Source organism: Pseudomonadota bacterium (assembly GCA_030859565.1).
In the GTDB taxonomy this organism is placed as follows: domain Bacteria; phylum Pseudomonadota; class Gammaproteobacteria; order JACCXJ01; family JACCXJ01; genus USCg-Taylor.
The window spans coordinates 24,728-45,629 of record JALZJW010000012.1 but is presented as its reverse complement, the minus strand read 5'-3'; the positions used below and the strand labels follow the sequence as shown (position 1 = coordinate 45,629).

The window sequence follows — 20,902 nt, the reverse complement described above, 5'->3', positions numbered from 1 at the left end:
CTCTAATTGTCCGTCGTTCATGATGGTCTTCATCCTCCCATCATGAACAGTCGCCGCCTTACTTCAGACTCATCTTGTATTAGAAATAAGCCCTCCCTTCAGACTCATCTTGCATTGGAATAGACTGGGGGTTGCGGCAGGCCGCGTCGGCGGCGTATTGTATCCGGCTGGGACGTCGGCAAGGAATAGGAATTTCAAAGGCCCTTTTTTTCAAAGGGGAAGATACGACCGAATTTATTAGCGGTCAAACAGGCGCTATCTCGGTCCAGAATTGGGGAATTATCGGGCGATCACAGCGCCCGGCGGCGGAGGTAGTCGGCCGGGAGCACCTTGCGCTTCGGCATCTTCTCGCTAGCTCGGTTGGCCTCGATCTGGCGGTGCGCGATCTCGAAGCGATTGGCCGCTTGGCGAAGGAAGATCACTCCAGCACCGGCATGAAATAATCGCGGGAGGTGAGCTTGGAGTTCGCGCGAAGGTGGTCCGCGGCCTCCCAAAGGTCGGATTCGAGTTTCTGGATGTCCCTAAATGTATCGGCGTTCATCTAATCCCAGGATTCCCCACTTGGATGACGCGTTGCGAATGTCGGCCCATGTTTTTTATTTATTGATGCGGCGGCACTAAAAACGACTTCCGTAACCTCCTTCCCGATAGGGGTACGGCGCACGCCAAACTACTTACCCGCGAGATCGAGTAGCGCCGCGGCGTGGCTGGCTTGCCGCCGCAATGCCAGGCGGATCGTGCAATCCCGTGCCCCTACCTCTGCCGAGTGAAGTCACGCTGTACTGTCAGCGAGTCATGGCCGGCAGCGGACCGCTGCCAGACGTAGTCGTAGACCCGCGCCGCGCGCTCTTCGGTCTCCTCGTCGCTGAATGGCGGCCGGGGGAGAGACCGCCATAGATTATCGAGGATGAACACCTGCACCTCGGCCTGGGTCGTGGTGTTCTGCGTCCAGTCGTGCATCGGTCGGAGCAAGTCACGCAGCGACGCGAGGAGCGCCTTGCTCGCTTGCTTGAGCCTCTCCCGGTCGGCCTTGCTTATGGCCTCCCTAAAGAGCAGATCGAACAAAGCCAGTTCGTCGTCGCTTAGGCCCTCCTGGACCGCGCGCTTCTGTTCGGCATCGAGGGTAGCGGCGAGTGCGACCAACCGCGCGAAGGTCTCCTCGACCGTCACCCGGTCCTTCTCGCGGTTGTAGTCCGCGATGATCTCCTGGTATTTCTTGTAGTAGTCCATCCGCATCGGGTTGCGGGCCAGCATCTGCGCCAGCTTCTTCTCGACGATGTCGCGGATGTCTTGCAATGCGGCGTGCTTCCGGCGTACTTTGTTCGCGAATTCATCCCGCAGCTTCGTGAGGTCGATCTGGCTCAGGTCCACCGTCAGGCCCTCGGCGTGGTCCTCCGCCTGTGCGCGAATTGCTTCGTTGACGATCTTGTGCAGCTCCTTGAGGAGTTCGGTCACGTCGGCGGTGTCGCGCCGGTCCTGCAGCTTCTCGTAGATCGCCTCGATGTTGTCGTGGCGCTCGGCGTACGCGAAGGCGCTGGGCTCCATCAGCAGCGCCTTGAAGCGGATGAAGACCTGGCGCGCCATGATCTCGAACCGGCGCTTGGCCTCGTCCGATGTGTAGAGCGCATCCGCGCCATCCCGCAGCGCCTCGATCCGCGTAAACCCCCTCGCGCCTCGAAGCCGGCCGGGATCGAAGCCCAGGGCCTTGAGGTGGTTCTCCGCCGCCTCGATGGCCTGAAGCAGGGCTGCGACCAGTTCCTCGATGGGCGCCACGATGCCGTCGCCGTCGCTGTCGTCTTCGTCGCCGACGGCGTACTGAGCCAGCGCCTCGCGCAGGCTCTTGAGCATGCCGTTGTAGTCGACGATGACGCCGCAGTCCTTGCCCGGAAAGACGCGGTTGGCGCGCGCGATGGCCTGCATCAGATTGTGTGCCCTCATCGGCTTGTCGATGTAGAGCGTGGCGAGGCACTCCACGTCGAAGCCGGTCAGCCACATAGCGCACACGATGGCGATGCGGAAGGAATGCTGCGGGTCCTTGAAGGCGTCCTCCACCGGCACCCGCTTGCCATCGGGCGTCTGGAAGCCGGTCTTCATCACAACGCGGTGCGGGATGATGTCGAAGCCCCACTTCTGAAAGTCGCGGACCTCGTTTTGGGCCTCGCTGATGACGATCTCGACGAGGGTGCTCTCCATCCACCGTACCTGACCGCGCAGGGATTCTATCTCCTTGGCCAGGCGCTCCCGCACGTCGGAGTCAGTTGCCGCGGCTAGCTCCGCTTCCCTGAGGAGGATGAGCGCCTTGATCTCTGCGAGCTTGGCCTGCCAGCGCGGCGCGATGCGCTGGAACATTCGCGCGCAGGTGATCTTGTCGATGCACACAAGCATCGACTTGCCCGTCTGCCAGCGAGTGGAACAGTGCTCGACGAAGTCGGCGGCCAGTTTGTCCAGGCGGTCGTCGGCCGTGATGACCTCGTAGTCCTTGCCCAGCAGCTTCTCCAAGAGCGCAGTGTGGTCAGGATCGAGGTCGGCCTTCTCGACCGCATCGGCGATCCGGTCGTTCAGGTCAAGCCGCGCGATCCCCAGCTTCTCCCCCCGGTTCTCGTAGACCAGCTTGACCGTGGACTGGTCCTCCTCCGAGCGCTTGAAGTCGTAGCGCGAGATGTAGTCGCCAAAAATCCGACGTGTTAGTTGGTCGTGCTTGAAGAGCGGCGTGCCCGTGAAGCCGATGAACGAGGCGTTCGGCAGCGCCAGGCGCATGTTCCGGGCGAACTTGCCCGCCTGGGTCCGATGTGCCTCGTCCGAGATAACGATGATGTTGTCACGCTCGCTGTAAGCCTCGGTCACCGGCTGGTTGAACTTGTGGATCAGGCTGAATACGAAACGGTGATTCCCTCGCAGGATTTCCTGCAGCTCGTTGCCCGAGCCGGCGCGCGGGGTCTTTTCGTCGGTGATGCCGCAGCCGATGAAGGTGCGCCAGATCTGAACGTCCAGATCCTCGCGGTCGGTCATCACCAAGAAGGTGAAGTTGCCGGGCACGACCCGGCGCACCTTCTCGGCGAAGAAGGCCATCGAGTAGGACTTGCCGCTGCCCTGCGTGTGCCAGAACACGCCCAGCCGTCCTAGATCGGCGGACCCCCGCTTCACCAGCGGCAGGTCACCGTCCCCGGCGCCTGCGGGGACCGGCGAGAGATAATCGGGGGATCCGGGCTCGGCGGCCTTGAGCAACTCCCGCTTCGGCACGCGGTATTCGAGCAGGCGTTTGTCCGGCGGGATCTGTCGCTTCAACTCCTCCTGCCGCAGGACCGAGGCGACCGCATTGTTCACGCCGAGCACCTGGTGGTTGCGCGCCACGATCTTGCGCGTGCCGCCGGCCCGGCTGTCGTCGAACAGGATGAAGTTCTCGACCAAGTCGAGCAACCGCTGCTTCGCCAGCATACCGTCCAAGAGCGCTTCGGCGTCCAGGCGCCCCTTGTCCGTTTCCGCGTTGCGCTTCCACTCGACGAAGTGCTCCCACTTGCTCGTGATCGAACCGTAGCGGGCCGCATCGCCGTTGCTAACCACCAGGAAGGCGTTGTGGTGGAAGCCATGAGCGATGCTGTGCTCGGAGAGGTAGTCGGTGAGGTTGTGGTCGAACCCGCCTCGGATGTTCCGATAGACCGCCTTCAGCTCGATGAAGACCAGCGGCAGGCCGTTGACGAAGCACACCAGGTCCGCGCGCCGGTTGTAGTGCGGCACGCGGACACCCTGGACCTTCAGCTCACGGACGGCCAGGAAGCGGTTGTTGGCCGCGTTGCGGAAGTCGATCACCTGCGCCCGCGCGTGGCGCGTCTCGCCCAAGGGGTCGCGCCACTCCACCGGCACGCCGCCGCGGACGAAGCCGTAGAACTCACGGTTGTGTTGGAGCAGCGAGCGCGCGAAGTCGGTGCGCGTCAGCTTCTCGATGGCCTGCTCGCGGGCTGCTTCCGGGATATCCGGGTTGAGCCGCGCGAGCGCCGCGCGCAGGTCCCGCACCAGGACCACTTCCCGCTCGAAGGCGCGACCCAGCGTGCCGGCCGGCCCGAACGTCTCCGCGTTGTAGGCGTAGATACTCTCCCAGCCGAGCGCCTTTTCCAGATGTTCGGCGAAAGTCTCCTGGACCAGTCGGTCCTCGCTGTTGATGTCGGTGAGGGCCATGCCCTGTCAGCCCGATAATGGCTCTGGGGCAGCCGGCTCCGGGGCCGCCTGGCTTTCTTCGACCAGCTTGCCGTCGCGCACCACCACGGCGGTGCCAGTCTGCCGCGCAATCTCCCGGCCACGTCGGGCGGCGCGGAGCAACGCGGCCGGCGCCGCCTGCATGTCGGCATCGGGCAGACGGAATATGGGCTGTCCTTTCATGGACGGACTCGTTCTGCCACCGAAAGTTGGGACCCGATTCGCCTGTAATCCAATCAGTGCGGCAGCGGCTCGAAATCGCCCATTGTCATAGGCTCATAGTTCGGCCAGCGACCGCCCAGCTCCACCAGAAGACGTTGCTTCGCCGGCGCAGGGGCAGGGTTGACCCTGACCACTTTAGCGACGTACCCACCAGGCGCCTGGGCGATAGCATGGACGAGGTCGCCGACCAAGTACCGCGGCGCCCAGCCGATCATGTAGTACTCCATAGTCTGGATTTGCACGGCAAGTTGCGTAGCGGGATTCGTCAGCTCAATGGTTACATAGAGTGCTTCCCCTGGTTTCAGGGCGTCGATCCGGCGTTGCGCATCCAGGTTCACATGCCGCCATCCATGCAGGAAAAACCGGCTACGAAACGATCCGTCCATCGCGCGCTCGATCTTTGGAAACACCTCGAAGCTGTCCGTGGCCCGATAGCCCCCGTCAACCTCCAGGATCTCTGCGGGTTCGGCTTCTTCGGGCAGGTCTAGCATCCGCAGGTAATCCGGAAAATCCCTTCGCCCTGCTGGAATGATGCGATTCATGAACAGTGGGAAGAGGACAGCGGATTCGTAAGTCTTGTCCCATTCTGGGAAGTCCATCAGGGCATCAAAGCCCGCGCGGCTCCGGGCACGCTCCGCGCCCTTGATATAGCGGAAGCGATACACGCCTTTGTCGGCCGGCACATCAAGCCGCCCTACGGGGAACCACTCGCGCGTCAGGCGCTTGTCCTGCCAGGCGAGAAACAGGGTCTTGTCGGTCATGGTGCGATCTTTCTCAGTTGATCCAGGGTGTAACACAACAACTCGACGGCGAAATCCCGCGCGAGTTCACTCATCCAGTCATCGGGCACCCGCGTCACGATCATGTGCAGCCTGGCCCGGTCCAGCTTCTCCAGCCGCTTCAAGGCCGGTGCGAATAATTCAGGATGCAAACCAGCAGCGCGGCGTACCAGTTCAAGCGGGCTGATTCCATGCTTGTCGGTCGCTTGCCAGAAAATCGCGCCGGGCGCCTTCTCCGCATACTGCGCCAATCGGCCTTCTGCCAGCAACCTGCGGCGGCACTTGCCAGCGCTGTCATCCACCAGCTCGCGACCCAGGGAGGAGGCATGATCGAACGTCGGCGCCAGCATGCCCTGCCACCCCCGCTCCGTCCTTTTGCGCAGGATGCCCCAGTTCTCGTGATGTCGGTCGGTGTTGCCGATCAAGGCGTCCAGCACCAGATAGTCGGCCAAACGTTCCTTGGCCCACCGAGCGGCCTCCGGCGCCAGGAAAACCCGCTCCAGCGCCAGAAAGATGCTGTCCAGCGTGTGATCCGACTGCCGAAACTGCTTGCCGGGATCATAGCCTAGCACATGGCCAGCCAGCACCTGGTTGCCGTAGTGGACCTCCCGGCCATCACGGGCGAAGGATGCCGTGGCCGAGCCACGCACCCCCTGGAACACCGCCAACTCCACTTGCGCATGCAGGATGTCCAGGCCGTCCGCCACCTCGGCGGCGATCTTCTCCGACCAATACTGCCCGGTATTGGGCTGCGGGAACTTGAACAGCCAGTCCGGTCCGTCGCCATCCCGATACCAGAACTTGTCCTTACTCCCCATCGCCTCCGACTCCAGCACCCAGTCGGGCTGGATCTCGAGGATGGGGTAGGGAGCGGTGTCAGTCGCGGTCATACCGCGATCTCCCCACTCATCAGGCGCGGCAGCAGCAGGTCGCGGGCGGTGGGGCCATCCTCTATGGCCCTATCGCGGGCGAAATCCCGTACGCTCAACATAAGTCGTGCGACCGCCGCGCGAAGATCCAGCGCGAGCACGACGTCGCGCTCCGACGTGCCCGCTGGCGTACCCGCCGGCCGCAAATCTTCGCATTGTAGGCGTAGATGCTATTCCACCCGAGCGCCTTCTCCCGATGCTCGGCGAAGGTCTGCTGGACCAACCGGTCTTCGCTGTTGACGGCCGTGATCATGACTTCATGGGAGCGACAACTTCCGTCTGGCTTCGAGAACCAACTCAGCAGCGCCGTGATTCATTTGGATTTCGTAGTCCCGTCGGAGCCGTTTGAAGACGGCGTCGAATACGAGTGGGTTCCGTTTGCGGCCATCCAGAATCTCATCCTGTAGTGCCCTCGCCGCCGTTGTCACATAGCCCGCCGACTTTCCGCTCAGGGCCTCGCTCCAAAGTCGTTCAGCGTGTTCTTTCAATCTATCCAGCCTTGCGGCTGCTTCCATATGCTCCGTGAATTGGCGGACGCCCCAGCAGAAGCGCTGGCGCGAGCGGAGCGACGACCTTTAATACGAAGTCTTCAATAATCAGCCCACCGCCAAGCGCGATCCAAAGCACGCCGACGAAAACGGTGACAACACAGGCAATGACAGATACTGCGTAGCGTCTTCGTTGTTTCGAATCCCACCAGCAGTTCGAACGCTGGCAGGCGATCCGTCCGATATGTATCGGAAGGTCGGCAACCTCGGGTGAATACCAGTTGTTTAGTGGAGGCATCCTGCTACCCCAGCGGAAAATACTTTTCCGATTGCTCCTTGACCAACTCCGGGTCCGGATGCCTTCCTGCCTTCAGCTCGTTCCACGGGAGCGACAAGACATCGCAGTCGAACGCCTCCTGAACTCTCGCCGCCGAGTCGCGCAGGCGCTTCTGCCACGGCGTAAGCCAGAAGATATCCCCCGCAACCACGAGCAGTCCCCAAAGCGCGACGTACCCCTTCAATGAAGGGAACGCGAGAGCCAAGAACGCGGAGGCGACGGCCAATGGTCCGCTGACGAACAGCTGAAAGCCAAACACTCGTTTGGCACTCACATAGAGTTGACGCTGCGCGGCCAGTCTTTGCAGCTGTCGATCCGTGTTCTGTTCTATCGCGATCGAGTTCATTCAGTAGTAATAGGTTGGGAACCCGTAGTCGTAGAGCAGGCGCCACCAGTCAAATGCCCCCGAGATGTCACCCTTGCCGCTTGCCTCCCGCGCTTTTTCTGCTCGGGCGACGGCAGTCGAAAGCTTCGACAACGCATCTGCACGAAATGCCGCTGTCTTGCAGGCTGGGATATAGCCGGAGATACCCCTCGGGTCCTGCATGTCAGCCAGTTGCCCGTCCCATAGGCTCCGCAGCACCCGCTTGACGTCGATGTCGTACAAGATCGACGTTTCACTAGCCGCGTATTTGGCAACCCGTAGCTTGAGATAGAACGATGAAATCGGAACGTCGCGGAAACACTTCCACGCCTTTATGAATCGAATTAGGGGCTTTACCTTACCGCCTAGCTTCTTATCGACGTAGCGTACGTACGCATTGTGTGCGTCTGGACTGGCATTCATCCATCCACCAACACAGTCTGCGATGTCGTAAACCTGGTAACCCTTGTTTTCATCCACGTAGTCTGCCGGCACAACTTCTGTCCGTTCTGCCGGATTTGTGCCGAAGGGACAAACCACAGCAGGACAATCGACTCTTATTCCGGTGTTTGGAAACCGAGCGGCCAAGCCATCTCGCACTTTCTGCAGCGAGTAGGTAGAACTCCTAGTCAGCTGATCAGTAGGCAGACAGGCCAAGTAATCAACGTCGCTATACCCGGAAATATTTGTACCGTTCCCGAACGAGCCAATGCGAACAAACCGCCTTAAGCCAAAGTTATTAGTCAAACACGCCTCTATAGATGCGCGGTGTCTCTTAGCAGCGCCCGACTCAATAAGACTAGGTTTCAGCTTCTCGTGGAAGTCCAGAAATCCCTGTTCAATTGTTCTAGGCACGTCGCGCGGCTCCGGCTGGCCAAACAACGATCTGTCCATTCATCAGACGCGGCAACAGTAGGTCGCGGGCAGCGCGGAGTTTCTCGTTCACCTCGTCTAACTTCTCCATCTGCGCGTAAAATGGTGTCGCCGTCTCCAAAAACTCCCGCAGGATGCTTTTGGGCGGAATCAGCAGCGGGCGGCTGTAGGCAAAGTCCCGGTTCAGGCCGGGGACAGCACCGTCCGTGCTGATGAAGTGCATGTGCTTGAGCGCGTAATATAGGTAGAGGTCGCTGCACTCCGGCCCGACGAAGTACACGGTGTCGATCGGGTAGAAGCCCTTGCTGGACCAGTACACGCTGCCGACGTTGCCTTTTCTCCCGACGGCGATTCCAGGGCCTTGAACAAGCGGCTTATCGTGCATACCAACTATGCCGCTTGAGCCGAACACCGGGTACTCGCCCTCGACGCGATCATCTGCCTTCAGCGCCTTGCCATAGTTCAGTGTCACGCGGTCGCCAAGCCGAACGCGCTCCCACCTCTCCGGCACGCCGTCGATGATGTGGGTGTGCTCGTGGCCGGGGAAGCGGAGGCGGACGAACCACTCGCGGTAGAGCTGCCGCGCAGCCTCCTCCAGGAGCGCCATCCGGCGCCGGTTGTTCTCGATCAGGTCATCGTAGGCGGAGAGGATGTCGCCAATTCTCTTCTGCTCGTTGAGGCTAGGGACCGAGAACTCGATCGACAGCAGCTTCTCTTGGCTCAGGTTGTCTTGAGCAGCACCTTGCGTGAACTGTTGAACACGCTGCTGAATCGTCGCATCGAAGAGGTACTTCACGAATCGGGCATCTGCCTTCTCTTCGTCGGGCATGAAACCGATGACGCTGTCTGGAAAGCAGGCGTCGATCCCGAGAATTGCAGTGTCAGCGATGTTGGCGGCGATTGTGATGCAAAGCGTTCCTGTAGGCCACAATCCGCTTTGCTCAAGGCCGGCTTCGCTATAGGTCTGCTGATAGTCCGTGATGTAGAGCCCGGCGTGCTTCACGTCGCCGGTCTGGATGAAGGGATAGGGACCGTCATAGAGATGGGCGGCATCGCGTGGTCGGTGCCGAGAACGACCGCGCGACAGATAGCCAAGCTCGTCCAACCGCTGCGGCGTCCAGCTCATGCCCCCAACTCCTCGAAGTTCTCCTGAATCGTTGCCGCCAGCTCCGTCGCTTCTTTGTTGAGGTCGGCCAACTCGGTGTGGATGTCGCGCAGGGTCTGCTCGAAGTCGAAGTCATCGTCCTCCTCGGGCGGGGCGACGCCAACGTAGCGGCCGGGGGTGAGGCTCCAGTCGGCCGCCTCGATCTCCTTGCGGTCCACGAGCTTGACCAAGCCAGGCACGGCCTGCAGCTCGGCCTTGGGGAAGCGGTCCTGCAGCCACGTCACCTGCCGATGGAAGTAGACGGCGTGTTTCAACTGCTCGACGGCGGCCTTACGCTCCTCGTCGAGCTGCTTGACCAGCCGGCCCGTGGCGCGGCGGTCGTAGGCCACCCCCTCACCCCGACCCTCTCCCCCATTTCCAAAGGCGAGGGAGATTTCGGCGCCAAGATCCGCGACGCGCGCGGCGAGTTTGCAGAGCAGATCCACCTGCTTGACCAGGCCGCGGATGGCCTCCGCGATGGGGTCGAAGGCTTTGCGCGCCGCGTGCTGAGCGTCGTTGTCTGGATTCCCGCTTTCGCGGGAATGACGAATGGCGAAACTATCAATCGCATACAAGAGCTTATTCCGGTCGCCCTCGTAAAGCGTGGTCGCCTCGCGCAGCTCAGTCATGGCATCCGCGAACACCTGTTTCTGGTTATTAATACGATCAGTAGTAATGTCACATTCCTTTATTGCGTCATTCCCGCGAAAGCGGGAATCCAGTGCAATACTCTTGGCGCCGCCTGGATTCCGGGTCTGCGGTGCTGCGCACCTTGCCCGGAATGACGAGGAAGACGCGACATTACTATTGTCGCTCGTAGTAAGGTCGAGTCCCGAGGGGCCCGCCGCCGCATCGGCTAGCCGATCAAAGCGCTCGCGCAGGTCGGCGAGCGTTGTTTCGAAGGTGCCGAGCACGGCCGGGATCTCCACAGTCTCGGCACAGACGCGGTCGAGGTAGTCCTTCACCAGCCCGAGGAAGCGCTGCTGTTGGCCACGGTAGAGCCAGACGACGGCGGCAAGGTTCTGCATCTGCTCGGGCGAGAAGTCGTAGATCTTGCGGGTGACCTTGCGGTAGACGTTGCGAGCATCGAGCATCAGGACGTTGCCCTTCTGGTTCAGGGCAACGTCTCCCTCACCCCGGCCCTCTCCCACAGGGAGAAGGCGCGCGGAAAGGATCTGTTCCAAAACCCTTTGAGGGTTGGTCATGACTTCGTCATTGCGAAAGCGAACAACCGTGTTGCCAAGCGATCGTAGGTATTTCTCGCGCGTAGCGTCTTGTGTGGCTTTCGCTGGTTCGTCGTGAATGCCGCCGTCAAGTTCCACGACCTGTCGGGATTCGTGGCAATAGAAGTCAACGAGATAGTTGCCGATCTGGTGTTGACGGCGAAACTTGAGGCCCGCCAGCTGCCGATCGCGGATCAACTGCCACAGCATTTTTTCCGCCGGTGTATGACTCTGCCGAAGCTCGCGCGCTCGCTTTGCGAGCCCGGAGTAATTGAACCCACCTCGGTAACCTACGGTGTTCCTCCCTTCTCCCATTGGGAGAAGGGCCGGAGATGAGGGTGTCGGCTTCGACTTGTCGAAGTGCCACAGCTCGCAAGGCACAGTGCGGGTGTAGAAGAAGTTGGAGCGAATGGAGATCATCACGTCCACGTCGCCTGTCTCGACGATTTTCCGGCGCACCTCCTTCTCGCCGTGGCCGGCGCTCGAGGCCTGCGAGGACATGACGAAGCCGGCGCGGCCCTTCGCGTTCAGGTAGCTCCAGAAGTACGAGATCCAGAGGTAATTGCCGTTGCCGACTTTCTTCTGCTTGTTCACGCCCGGCAGGCCGAACGGTAGGCGCGGGTCGCCCTTGATGCGCTCGGCGTCGACGAGATCGACGTTGAAGGGCGGATTGGCCATCACGAAGTCGCACTGGCCGGCGAGGGTGTGCTCGTCCTGATAATAGGTGATGGCCTCGGCGATCTTCCCCTCCAGGCCGTGCACCGCGAGGTTCATCTTGGCAATGCGGATGGTGTCGCGGTTCTTCTCCTGGCCGTAGAAGACCACCTTCTTCGCCGTGTCGCCGCCCTCGTGCTCGATGAAGTGGCTGGACTGCACGAACATGCCACCCGAGCCGGAGGCCGGGTCGAACACGGTACCGTGATCGGGCTCGATGACGTTGACGATGGTCTGCACGATCGAGGATGGCGTGAAGAACTCGCCGTTGTCGTGCGCCTTCTGGATCGAGAACTTGGCAAGAAAGTATTCGTAGATGCGGCCGAACACATCGCCGGTGGCCTGCTTGATCTGTTCGCTGTTGAACAAGCGCATCAGGTCTTCGAGCACCTTGGTCTCGAAGATGCCGTAGTCCTTCGGCAGCACGCCGAGGAGCGGCTCGAACTCGGCCTCGATAGCGGTCATGGCCTCGGTGACGAGCCTGGGTAGGTCGGCGCCGCTCACGGCCGCCTGCTGCACGATCCAGTCGTAACGGGCCTTCTCAGGCAGGTAGAGCGAGCGCCGCGCGATGTAGTCGGCCGGCAGGACCTTGCGCTTGGGCATCTTGCCGCTCGCCTGGTCGGCATCGATCTGCCTGTGCGCCGCCTCGAACCGATTGGCCGCGTGGCGAAGAAAGATCACCCCCAACACCGGCATAAAATAATCGCTGGAGGTGAGCTTGGAGTTCGCGCGGAGGTGGTCCGCGGCCTCCCAGAGATCGGATTCGAGCTTCTCGATGTCCCTAAGTGTATCGGCGTTCATCAAATCTCAGAGGTGGTGAAGAAATCTGCTGCGCTCGGGATCTCGCGTTCCGGCGGTGCTCGAAATCCTCATGTATTTTAATATACACTGCGGTTTCTCCGCTCCGGCGGAACGCGACCTCTCTTCGCTCGCGACGATTTTTTCACAAGCTCTCAGGATTCTACCCACTTTGGATAACGCGTTGCGAATGTCGGCCCACGTCTTTTTTGATCCCGGCACTAACCACTTCCGTAACGCCTCCTTGCCGATAGGGGTACGGCGCACGCCAAACTACTTACCCGCGAGATCGAATAGCGCCGCGGCCGCGGCGTGGCTGGCTTGCCGCCGCAATGCCAGGCGGATCGCGGAAAACGCTTGTTTCAAATCCTCCACCGCGACCGGATCGTCAAGCCAACGCGACACTTCCCGCGCCAGGCGCCGCGGTTCGACCTCGCCCTGGAGGATCTCGGGCACAAGACGTCGGCCTGCGAGCAGATTCGGCAGTGAAAAATAAGGCGCGCGTACCAGAAGCCGTGCGACGAGATAGCTCAACGCCGACATGCGATAGCTCACCACCATGGGCCGGCCGACAAGCAGGGTCTCGAGTGAGGCCGTGCCGGACACGGTAAGCACCACGTCGGCGGCCGCGATCACCTCGCGCGCACGGTGTTCAAATACCTTAATCGGTATTTCCGGGTCGAGGCGTTGGAGGATGGCTTCGATGTATAAGCGGCCCTCGCGCCCCGAGGCGGCGAACGCGCACTGGAGATCGGGCCGCGCTTTGCGCAGTTCAAGGGCGGATCGCAAGAATGGTTCGACGTGATACCGCCACTCGTTGCCCCGGCTGCCGGGCAGCAGTGCGACCACCGGCCGATCCAGGGGCAAGCCCAAAGCGGCGCGAGCCGGTTCCTTATCGTTAGCATCGGCGATCTCATCGGCGAGCGGATGGCCGACGAACTTCACGGGGATGCCGTGCGCGCGGTAAAAATTCTCCTCGAAGGGAAACAACACCAGCATCAAGTCCACCGCACGGGCGATCCGCCGGACCCGCCAGGGCCTCCAGGCCCAAACCTGCGGGCTCACATAGTGTACAGTGCGCACCCCGGCAGCGCGCAGGCGTTCTTCCAGGGCGAGATTGAACTCGGGCGCATCGATCCCGACGAAGAGATCCGGAGGCCTAGAGAGGAAATGTTCCGCAAGCCGGGAACGCGCCGCCGCTAACTCGCGATAACGTCCGAGAACCTCGAAGACGCCCATGACGGCCAACCGGTCCATCGGGTAGAGCACGTTGCATCCGGCCTCCTGCATGCGCGCGCCCCCGATGCCCTCGACTTCAAGATGATCATCACGGCAACGCAGCGCCGCTATGAGACCCGCGCCCAGGCGATCACCCGATGGCTCGCCGGCGACCATCCCGATGCGCATTAGGGAAGCTCTGCAATACTTACTGCGCAACCCATCTGCTTTGTCGCGTGCTCGCTCCTCGCTCGCCTATCTACCTGATATGTCTCGCGACTCGCTCCGCGGCTTCGCGCATCTGGGCTTGCTCGCGACACTCTTGCAGAGCTTCCTTAGCCTCGATGGCGCGCGAACCCGCGAGTGGAGCCCGCGATGAATTCAGCCCACTCCCGTACCAGCGCGAAGGGTGAGCTTGCAAGCTCCGCGAGCACTTCGCGGGTACCCATGCCGGACAAGAATAACAGCTGGTAAGCGCGTTTCAGCGCTGAGATCTCTTGAGCGTTCACCCCCGCGCGCTGCAAACCGACACGGTTGAGCCCGACCACTCGCGCCGGGGCGCCGGTGGCTAGCGTGAACGGCAGGCAATCCATGTTGACACCCGCGAGACCCGAGATCATGGCGATGCGGCCGATGCGGCAGAATTGATGGACCGCCGCGTTCGCGGAGATAAACGCGCGATCCCCGACGCAGACGTGGCCCCCGAGGGCGGCGCTATTGGCGAGGACGACGAAGTTCCCCAGCGTGCAATCATGCGCCACATGGGCGTTGACCATGAGAAAGTTTTCATCACCGAGTGAGGTGGCTGCACCCTCGCGCGTCGCGCGGTGTATGCTCACGCCTTCGCGGATCACGTTGTCATCGCCGATGGTGACATAGCTGGCGCAAGGCTTGACCGACAGATCTTGCGGATCGCCTCCGATGATCGCGTGCTCGTGAATGGTATTACCGCGGCCGAGACGCGAATAACGTTTAACGACCGCATGGGCGCCGATCCGGCACTCGGGCCCGATGCTGACATCATTTTCTATCACCGCGAACGGCCCGACCGCGACGCCTTCCGCGAGCTGGGCGCCGGGATCAATGAGCGCTGTCGGATGGATCTTCGCCATGGCTCAGAGCTTGTGAAAAAACCTACTGCGCTCGGGATCTCGTCTTCCGGCGGTGCTCGGAATCCTCATGTAATTCAACATACACTCCGGTTCCTGCGCTCCGGCGGAACGCGACCTCCCTTCGCTCGCGACGGTTCTTTCACAAGCTCTCAGGTGGCTTCCGTGGCGCCGGCACATGCGTTTGGCCCCAGCAATCGGTGCTCGATGGACCCGGTGATCGCGAGCGCGACGGCGAGCGCGCGCCGCCCGTCTTCTCCCGAGACGACAGGGGGCGTCTTATTAATAACGGCTTGCACGAACGCTTGTAGCTCGAGCAGAAGCGCATCGGCGCGCTCGATTTTTTTTTCCTCGGTAACGATACGCATCGCGCCTGTCTCCGAAGCGCGATCCCGCTCGCGCCTGGCGATGGTGACCTTGTGTTCCAAGTAATCGATCGAAAGATAACAATCCCTTTGAAAGATCCGGATCTTGCGCAGCGGACTGTGGCTGACACGGCTGGCGGTCACGTTGGCCACGCAACCATCGGCGAACTCCAGCCGGGCATTCGCGATATCCACCTCCGCCGTCAGGACGGGAAGCCCCATCGGGCGGATGGCCGCGACCTCGCTCGCTACGATATTGAGAATGATGTCGATGTCGTGGATCATCAGATCCATCACCACGCTCACCCCCGCCCCGCGCGGTTGGAAGGAGGCGATGCGGTGGGATTCGATGAACATCGGTTGGTGCAGCATACTGCGTAAAGCGAGTAACGCGGGGTTAAACCGTTCGAGGTGTCCCACCTGCAATACCAATCCTTGACGCCGGGCCAATGCGATCAGATCGTCGGCCTCGGCGAGCGTGCGCGTCATCGGTTTTTCCACCAGCACATGGACACCGGCCGCCAAGCAATCTTTCGCCACGACGTAGTGCGACTCGGGCGGCACCACCACCGACACGACATCGACCACATCGAGTATGCGCCGATAATCGGTCAGCGCTTGGGCTCGACACGGGGCGGCAACTTCCAGCGCCCGCTCCTCGATGAGGTCGACCACCGCGCACAGATCGACATTAGGCAGCGCGGCATATTTCTGTGCGTGGAATCGTCCGAGATAGCCCGCGCCGATGACGGCGGCTCGCAGCCTTTGCATGGTGGGAGTCGCGGGGTTTACCGGCAACCGACGTTATTCAAGACAGCATTCCTGCCGCGGATCTCAGAGTTTGTGAAAAAACCGTCGCGAGCGAAGGGAGGTCGCGTTCCGCCGGAGCGTAGGAACCGGAGTGTATATTGAAGTACATGAGGATTCCGAGCACCGCCGGAACGCGAGATCCCGAGCGTAGTAGGTTTTTTCACAAACTCTCAGCGAATGATCCCACGAGTACTTTTTCCTACGAAGTCGATCAAGCGCGCGACCTCCGGGGACTCGGGCGCGAGGGCCTTGAGCCGCTCAATCGATTCGGAGACGGTGAGATTCTCACGGTACAAAATGCGATACGCTCGCCGCAGGAGATGGATGGTTTCATTGCTCAAACCGTTGCGTTTGAGCCCTTCCCGATTCAGTCCGTGCACCTTCGCCGGCTTCTGGGATATCATCACGTAGGGAGGAACGTCTTTGACGACGATCGATGAAACCGCCGCGAAGCTATACGCACCGACGCGGCAAAACTGATGCACCAGCGAGAAGCCTCCGAGAATCGCGTAGTCTTCGACGATGACGTGACCCGCGAGCGAGGCGCCGTTCGCAAACACGGTATGACTGCCGACGATGCAGTCGTGGGCGATGTGCACGTAGGCCATGATCCAGTTGTCGTCCCCGATCCGCGTCACCCCCCCGCCTTGGACCGTACCGCGGTTCATGGTGCAGTATTCGCGTAGGGTATTGCGATCGCCGATCTCGAGACGGGTTTGCTCACGCTCTCCGCCGTACTTCTTATCCTGGGGATCCGCGCCCAGCGAGCAAAACTGGAAGATCCGATTGTTTCGGCCGATGCGCGTCGGACCCTGGATCACGACATGCGGTCCAATCCACGTGCCGTCCCCGATCTCCACATCGGGCCCGATGAGAGACCAGGGCCCAATCGTTACATCGCTTCCAAGCCTAACGCCGGGATCTACGATCGCCTGGGCGTCTATCAACGGTTAGCAACCGAATGGGTTCCCATGATCTTGGCCGTGGCCACCGGTGTACCGTCCACGCGGGCGATGGCGTCGAAGCGATAGATCCCGCGGATCTCGCGCTCCAACTGCACATATAACTGCAGTTGGTCGCCCGGAACCACCGGCTTTTTGAAGCGTGACTTATCGATACCGACGAGGTAATAAATCGTCTCGGGATCGGACTTGATCTGTCCGGAGCTGAAAATCAGCAGTGCCGTCGCTTGCGCCAGCGCCTCCAGAATCAGCACCCCCGGCATGATCGGCCGAACGGGAAAATGACCGCTGAAAAAAGGTTCGTTAATAGTGACGTTTTTAACCGCGACCAGCGATTGACCATCCACGCACTCGAGCACCCGATCAATGAGCAAGATCGGATAGCGGTGCGGTAACAGCCGCCGTATTTTCTGTATATCGAGTAACATCTATCGCCTTCGCGGCGCCTGCTTATTCACAAGCTCTCACCCTCGTTTCCGGCATTCGCGCCGCCGCGCGCACTGTTGCGGCGTTCGGTCGCCGCCTTATCGAGCCTATTGAAGCGGGCGACTTTCCGCCGCCATTCCTTGTCCTCTCGCGCCGGCCAAACGGAGGAATAAACACCCGCCACGGGAATGGATTTGGTAACCGATGCGGCACCCTTGATCACGACATCGTCCGCAATCTCGATGTGTCCCGTGATGCCTGCGCCACCGCCGATCAAGCAGCGCTTACCGATGCGCGTGCTACCCGAGACGCCCACGCAACCCGCGATTGCGGTGTGTGCGCCGATACGCACATTATGTCCGATTTGGATGAGATTATCGAGCTTAACGCCGTCTTCTATGACCGTATCCTTGAAGGTACCGCGGTCGATGGTGGTATTCGCCCCAATCTCCACGTCATCACCGATGCGCACGCTCGCGTTCTGCGGGATCTTCGTCCACACGTCTTGATCGCGGGCAAGACCGAATCCGTCCGCTCCGATCACCGCCCCGGGGTGAATCAGGCAGCGCTGTCCGATGCTCGCGCCGCTGATGACCGTAACGCGCGCGCTAAGACGAGAGTGATCGCCTATCCGCACCGCGCGCCCGATAATACAGCCCGGACCGATGAAAGCCTGGGACCCGATCCGAGCGCCCTCTTCAACGACCGCGAAAGCCCCCACATGCGCGGCTGCATCCACGCTGGCCGTGGGAGCGATACAAGCGCTGGTATGAATGCCGGGATCGAAAGCCGGTGGCGGGCTCAGAAAGCTGGAGGCGAGCGCATAGGCTAGATAAGGATCCGCGGTGACCAGCGCGGCGACAGGGCATGCGCTCAACTCGGCCGGATGCAGTATGACCGCGGAGGCTGCGGTGAATTTCAGGAAATTCCGATAACGCCGGTCAAACAAGAAGGATACATCGCCCGCTTGGGCCGTATCGAGCGTCGCTATGTTCGCGACCAGACAGCCCTCGTCACCGTGGAGCGTCGCTCCGATGTGCCGCGCAAGATCGCCTAAGCGAACGGGCATCGGCGGGGCACTACCTGCCTTTGTAGCCTTTCTTTAAACGCTCGACGACCTTGCTGGTGACGTCCACGCGCTCATTCGCGTAGATCACGCCTTCTCCGACGATGACATCGAATCCCTCCTCCTTGGCAAGGATTTGGATCGCCTCGACCACTTGGCGCTGGATCTTGCCGAATTCTTCATTGCGGCGGAAATTCAGGTCCTCTCTAAACTCATCTTGGTCGCGTTTGAGATCGCGTTTTACGCCGATGATGTCACGCTCGATCTTGCGGCGTTCGGTCTCGGTCATCACCGGCGCATCCTTCGCCAGGCGGTCTTCAAGCTGTTTAGCCCTTCTTTGAGCCGCACCCAGATTCCTATCGCGCGGGGCAAATTCACGCTCGAGCCGTTTCCGCGCTTCCTCGGCCTGCGGGGCGGCCTCCAACACCTTGATGGGATTGACCACCCCGATGCGCAAATCCGCGCCCCGGGACGGCGTACCCGCCACGGCGCCGCATAAAACGATCAAACTCGAAAATAACTTAAGCTTCTTCAAGATCATTGCTCCAATTAAAACGAAGTGCCAAACGTGAATTGAAAGGGTTGCGTGTCATCGCCGTCGCTATCGTTGAAAGGCTGCGCCACGCTGACGGTTAAAACCCCGAAGGGCGATACCCAAAGGCCCGAGAGCCCCGCGGAGAGCCGCATAGTGCCTAAGTCAATATCTTCGTCCTCGCCATAAACATTGCCCGCGTCAACGAAGGCGGTAAAGCGCACCGACTTCACGTCCGTCAGAAAGGGTACGGGGAGGATGAGCTCGGCGTTGCCGACGATCATGACATTCCCCCCGAGCGCCCGGTTTGTGGGAACTCCGTTTATGGAATCCTCGGGCCCCAAGGTGTTCTCTTCGTAACCGCGCACGGTGCGCGGCCCGCCCGCGTAGAAGTTCTCGAAAAATGGCAGGCCTTCGGTTTCGCTGTATCCATCACCATAGCCGAGCTGTCCCTGCAGGGCGAGCACATAGTCCTCGGTAACGGGATAAAACCAGCGGCCATCGTAATCGATTTTATAATACTGAAGATCCACGCCCGGCACCGCCACTTGGCCCCGGATGCGATGATACGTGCCGCGGTCCGGCAACAGCGCTTTATTGCGCGTGTCGTAGGCAAAGCCGGAGCTTATCTGCAACACATCGAATTTGTTGCCCTCCCGCTCAATAAACTCTCGCACCGCATCGCCGGGGAAGCCCCCCGAGTTGATCTCCGTATTCTCATAGTGGAAACCGAGATTGAGAAAGTTAAACTCCGACACCGGAATGCCGAAGTTCACCCCGCCGCTCACGACCTTGGAATCAAACCGGGTAATGTTCGCATCCCCGGCGTCGGTCTCCCGGTAGGAGACATCGAAGCCTTGGCTGATACCATCGATGGTAAAATAGGGATCGGTGTAGCCCAAGGCAAATACCCGGTTCACGTCGCTATTGTTGAAGGCGAAGTTCACCCGTTTCCCGCTGCCGAGGAAGTTGTCTTGAACCACGCTGGTATTGAAGATCAACCCTTGTGTTTGCGAAAACCCCAAGCCTAGCAATAGATTTCCCGACGCCCGTTCCACCACTGAATAATTGACATCCACCTGATCGGGGGTGTCGGGAACGGCCGGCGTCTCAACGTTGACCTCCTCGAAGTAACCGAGCTTTTGCAACCGGGTTTTGGAGCGGTTCACCTTGCCGGTCGAGAACCACGCGCCCTCCATCTGGCGCATCTCCCGCCGCAACACCTCGTCGCGGGTCTTGGCATTACCCGAAAAGTTGATCCTGCGCACGTACACGCGTTTGCCCGGGTCCACGAAATAGGTCAATGAGACGGTCTTGGTTTTTTCATCGATCTGGGGCACCGGATTGACGTTGGCGAAAGCGTAGCCTTCATCGCCGAGCCGCTCGCTAATGTGGGTGCTCGTCTGGGTGACCTCTTTTCTCGAAAATATCTCGCCGCGCCCGGTCGTCACCAAGGGAAAAAGATCATCCGCGGGGACGATGAGATCGCCCGCGAGCTTCACATCGGAAATTTCGTAGCGTTCCCCTTCGGTCACGTTAATCGTGACATACACATCGCTCTTATCGGGCGTAATGGAAACCTGGGTCGAATCGATATTGAAATTGACAAACCCGCTGTCGAGGTAGTGCGAACGCAGGGCTTCGAGATCGGCCCCGAGCTTTTGCTTCGAGTACTGATCCGATTTGGTGAAAAACGAAATCAGGGTGGGCGTCGTTAGTTTAAAGCTTTTCAGCAGCTCGTCGTCATCGTACGCCTTGTTGCCGACGACATTGATTTGCTCAATACGCGCGGCGCGTCCTTCGACAATGTGTATCGTCACCGCGACCCGGTTGCTTCCAATCGACTTTACGTTCGATTCGATCTGAACCGCATACTTGCCTTGCCCGAAATACTGCCGTCCAAGCTCTTGTTCTACCTTGTCCAAGAGCGAACGGTCGAAGACCTCTCCCTCGGCGAACCCGATCTCCTTCAGGGCATTGAAGAGATCCTCGGTCTTGATATCCTTATTGCCGGAGATGCCGATTGTCGAGATGGTTTCGCGCTCGCTGACCACCACGACCAGGGTGTCGCCCGCGCGCTCTATCCGGACATCCTTGAAGAATCCCGTCTTGAACAGCGCGCGAATCGCTTCCCCCGAGCGGTTTTCGTCGAACTCGTCCCCGACCTTGACCGGAAGGTAGTTGAAAACCGTACCAGGCGCGATCCGCCGCAAGCCCTCGATACGAATGTCCTTGACGATAAACCGTTCCCCGCCGAGCGCCGGGAGAGCAGTCTGGGCAGTCACGAGCAACGCCAACAACCACCGCAGTAGAGTCCGACCGGCCACCGTCATATTCTTTATTTTTTTATCC

The 20,902-nt window shown here is 60.5% G+C and carries 18 protein-coding genes; 1 reads left to right on the top strand and 17 read right to left on the bottom strand.

What is annotated here, in order from left to right; all coding sequences use genetic code 11:
* Nucleotides 1–753 precede the first annotated feature (753 nt).
* The 5 genes from M3436_03380 to M3436_03360 all read right to left on the bottom strand — a co-directional run bounded on the left by M3436_03380 (nt 754) and on the right by M3436_03360 (nt 6,374).
* Nucleotides 754–4,173 (bottom strand): type I restriction endonuclease subunit R, encoded by a 3,420-nt coding sequence (locus M3436_03380; protein ID MDQ3563207.1) that lies wholly within the window; start codon nt 4,171–4,173, stop codon nt 754–756.
* Nucleotides 4,174–4,179: 6 nt separating this feature from the next.
* On the bottom strand, nt 4,180–4,374 hold the full coding sequence (locus M3436_03375) for a hypothetical protein (protein ID MDQ3563206.1): 195 nt from the start codon (nt 4,372–4,374) through the stop codon (nt 4,180–4,182).
* A 53-nt stretch (nt 4,375–4,427) separates the two neighbouring features.
* Nucleotides 4,428–5,174, bottom strand: coding sequence for a DNA-binding protein (locus M3436_03370; protein MDQ3563205.1), 747 nt, complete (start codon nt 5,172–5,174; stop codon nt 4,428–4,430).
* Complete coding sequence (locus M3436_03365; GenBank protein MDQ3563204.1) at nt 5,171–6,082, bottom strand: HipA domain-containing protein; 912 nt, start codon at nt 6,080–6,082, stop codon at nt 5,171–5,173. Before M3436_03365 ends, M3436_03370 begins: the two co-directional genes overlap by 4 nt.
* A 94-nt stretch (nt 6,083–6,176) precedes the next feature.
* On the bottom strand, nt 6,177–6,374 hold the full coding sequence (locus tag M3436_03360) for a hypothetical protein (protein MDQ3563203.1): 198 nt from the start codon (nt 6,372–6,374) through the stop codon (nt 6,177–6,179).
* Here M3436_03360 and M3436_03355 point away from each other — a divergent pair.
* Nucleotides 6,373–6,528, top strand: a complete 156-nt coding sequence (locus M3436_03355) for a hypothetical protein (GenBank protein MDQ3563202.1) — start codon at nt 6,373–6,375, stop codon at nt 6,526–6,528. The two genes, M3436_03360 and M3436_03355, sit on opposite strands and share 2 nt — an antisense overlap.
* A 383-nt stretch (nt 6,529–6,911) precedes the next feature.
* On the opposite strand, the gene M3436_03350 is transcribed toward M3436_03355, so the two are convergent.
* From M3436_03350 to bamA, 12 genes are all read right to left on the bottom strand, one after another.
* On the bottom strand, nt 6,912–7,220 hold the full coding sequence (locus tag M3436_03350; protein MDQ3563201.1) for an S-4TM family putative pore-forming effector: 309 nt from the start codon (nt 7,218–7,220) through the stop codon (nt 6,912–6,914).
* A gap of 72 nt (nt 7,221–7,292) precedes the next feature.
* Entirely contained in the window at nt 7,293–8,204 is a 912-nt protein-coding gene (locus tag M3436_03345; protein MDQ3563200.1) for a nucleotidyltransferase, read from the bottom strand.
* The gene (locus M3436_03340) at nt 8,158–9,309 is read right to left on the bottom strand and encodes a restriction endonuclease subunit S (protein MDQ3563199.1); all 1,152 of its coding nucleotides are present in this window, start codon (nt 9,307–9,309) and stop codon (nt 8,158–8,160) included. Before M3436_03340 ends, M3436_03345 begins: the two co-directional genes overlap by 47 nt.
* Nucleotides 9,306–12,065: an N-6 DNA methylase gene (locus tag M3436_03335; protein ID MDQ3563198.1), complete on the bottom strand. Its 2,760-nt coding sequence runs from the start codon at nt 12,063–12,065 to the stop codon at nt 9,306–9,308. The genes M3436_03340 and M3436_03335 overlap by 4 nt, the downstream gene beginning before the upstream one ends.
* Nucleotides 12,066–12,335: 270 nt before the next feature.
* Nucleotides 12,336–13,469, bottom strand: coding sequence for a lipid-A-disaccharide synthase (lpxB, locus tag M3436_03330; GenBank protein ID MDQ3563197.1), 1,134 nt, complete (start codon nt 13,467–13,469; stop codon nt 12,336–12,338).
* 146 nt (nt 13,470–13,615) lie between these two features.
* Nucleotides 13,616–14,392, bottom strand: coding sequence for an acyl-ACP--UDP-N-acetylglucosamine O-acyltransferase (gene lpxA / locus M3436_03325; protein ID MDQ3563196.1), 777 nt, complete (start codon nt 14,390–14,392; stop codon nt 13,616–13,618).
* A 149-nt stretch (nt 14,393–14,541) separates the two neighbouring features.
* A complete protein-coding gene (locus M3436_03320) occupies nt 14,542–15,525 on the bottom strand; it encodes a Gfo/Idh/MocA family oxidoreductase (protein MDQ3563195.1) in 984 nt (327 codons plus the stop codon).
* A 209-nt stretch (nt 15,526–15,734) separates the two neighbouring features.
* Nucleotides 15,735–16,511, bottom strand: coding sequence for an acyl-ACP--UDP-N-acetylglucosamine O-acyltransferase (gene lpxA / locus M3436_03315; protein MDQ3563194.1), 777 nt, complete (start codon nt 16,509–16,511; stop codon nt 15,735–15,737).
* Nucleotides 16,508–16,954 (bottom strand): 3-hydroxyacyl-ACP dehydratase FabZ, encoded by a 447-nt coding sequence (gene fabZ, locus M3436_03310; GenBank protein MDQ3563193.1) that lies wholly within the window; start codon nt 16,952–16,954, stop codon nt 16,508–16,510. The genes lpxA (M3436_03315) and fabZ overlap by 4 nt, the downstream gene beginning before the upstream one ends.
* A 26-nt stretch (nt 16,955–16,980) precedes the next feature.
* Nucleotides 16,981–18,021 carry a UDP-3-O-(3-hydroxymyristoyl)glucosamine N-acyltransferase gene (gene lpxD / locus M3436_03305; protein MDQ3563192.1) on the bottom strand — a complete coding sequence of 347 codons (1,041 nt, stop codon included), beginning with the start codon at nt 18,019–18,021 and terminating at the stop codon, nt 16,981–16,983.
* 10 nt (nt 18,022–18,031) lie between these two features.
* Nucleotides 18,032–18,553, bottom strand: coding sequence for an OmpH family outer membrane protein (locus M3436_03300; protein ID MDQ3563191.1), 522 nt, complete (start codon nt 18,551–18,553; stop codon nt 18,032–18,034).
* Between the two features lie 14 nt (nt 18,554–18,567).
* A complete protein-coding gene (bamA, locus tag M3436_03295) occupies nt 18,568–20,883 on the bottom strand; it encodes an outer membrane protein assembly factor BamA (protein ID MDQ3563190.1) in 2,316 nt (771 codons plus the stop codon).
* Between the last annotated feature and the right edge of the window lie 19 nt (nt 20,884–20,902).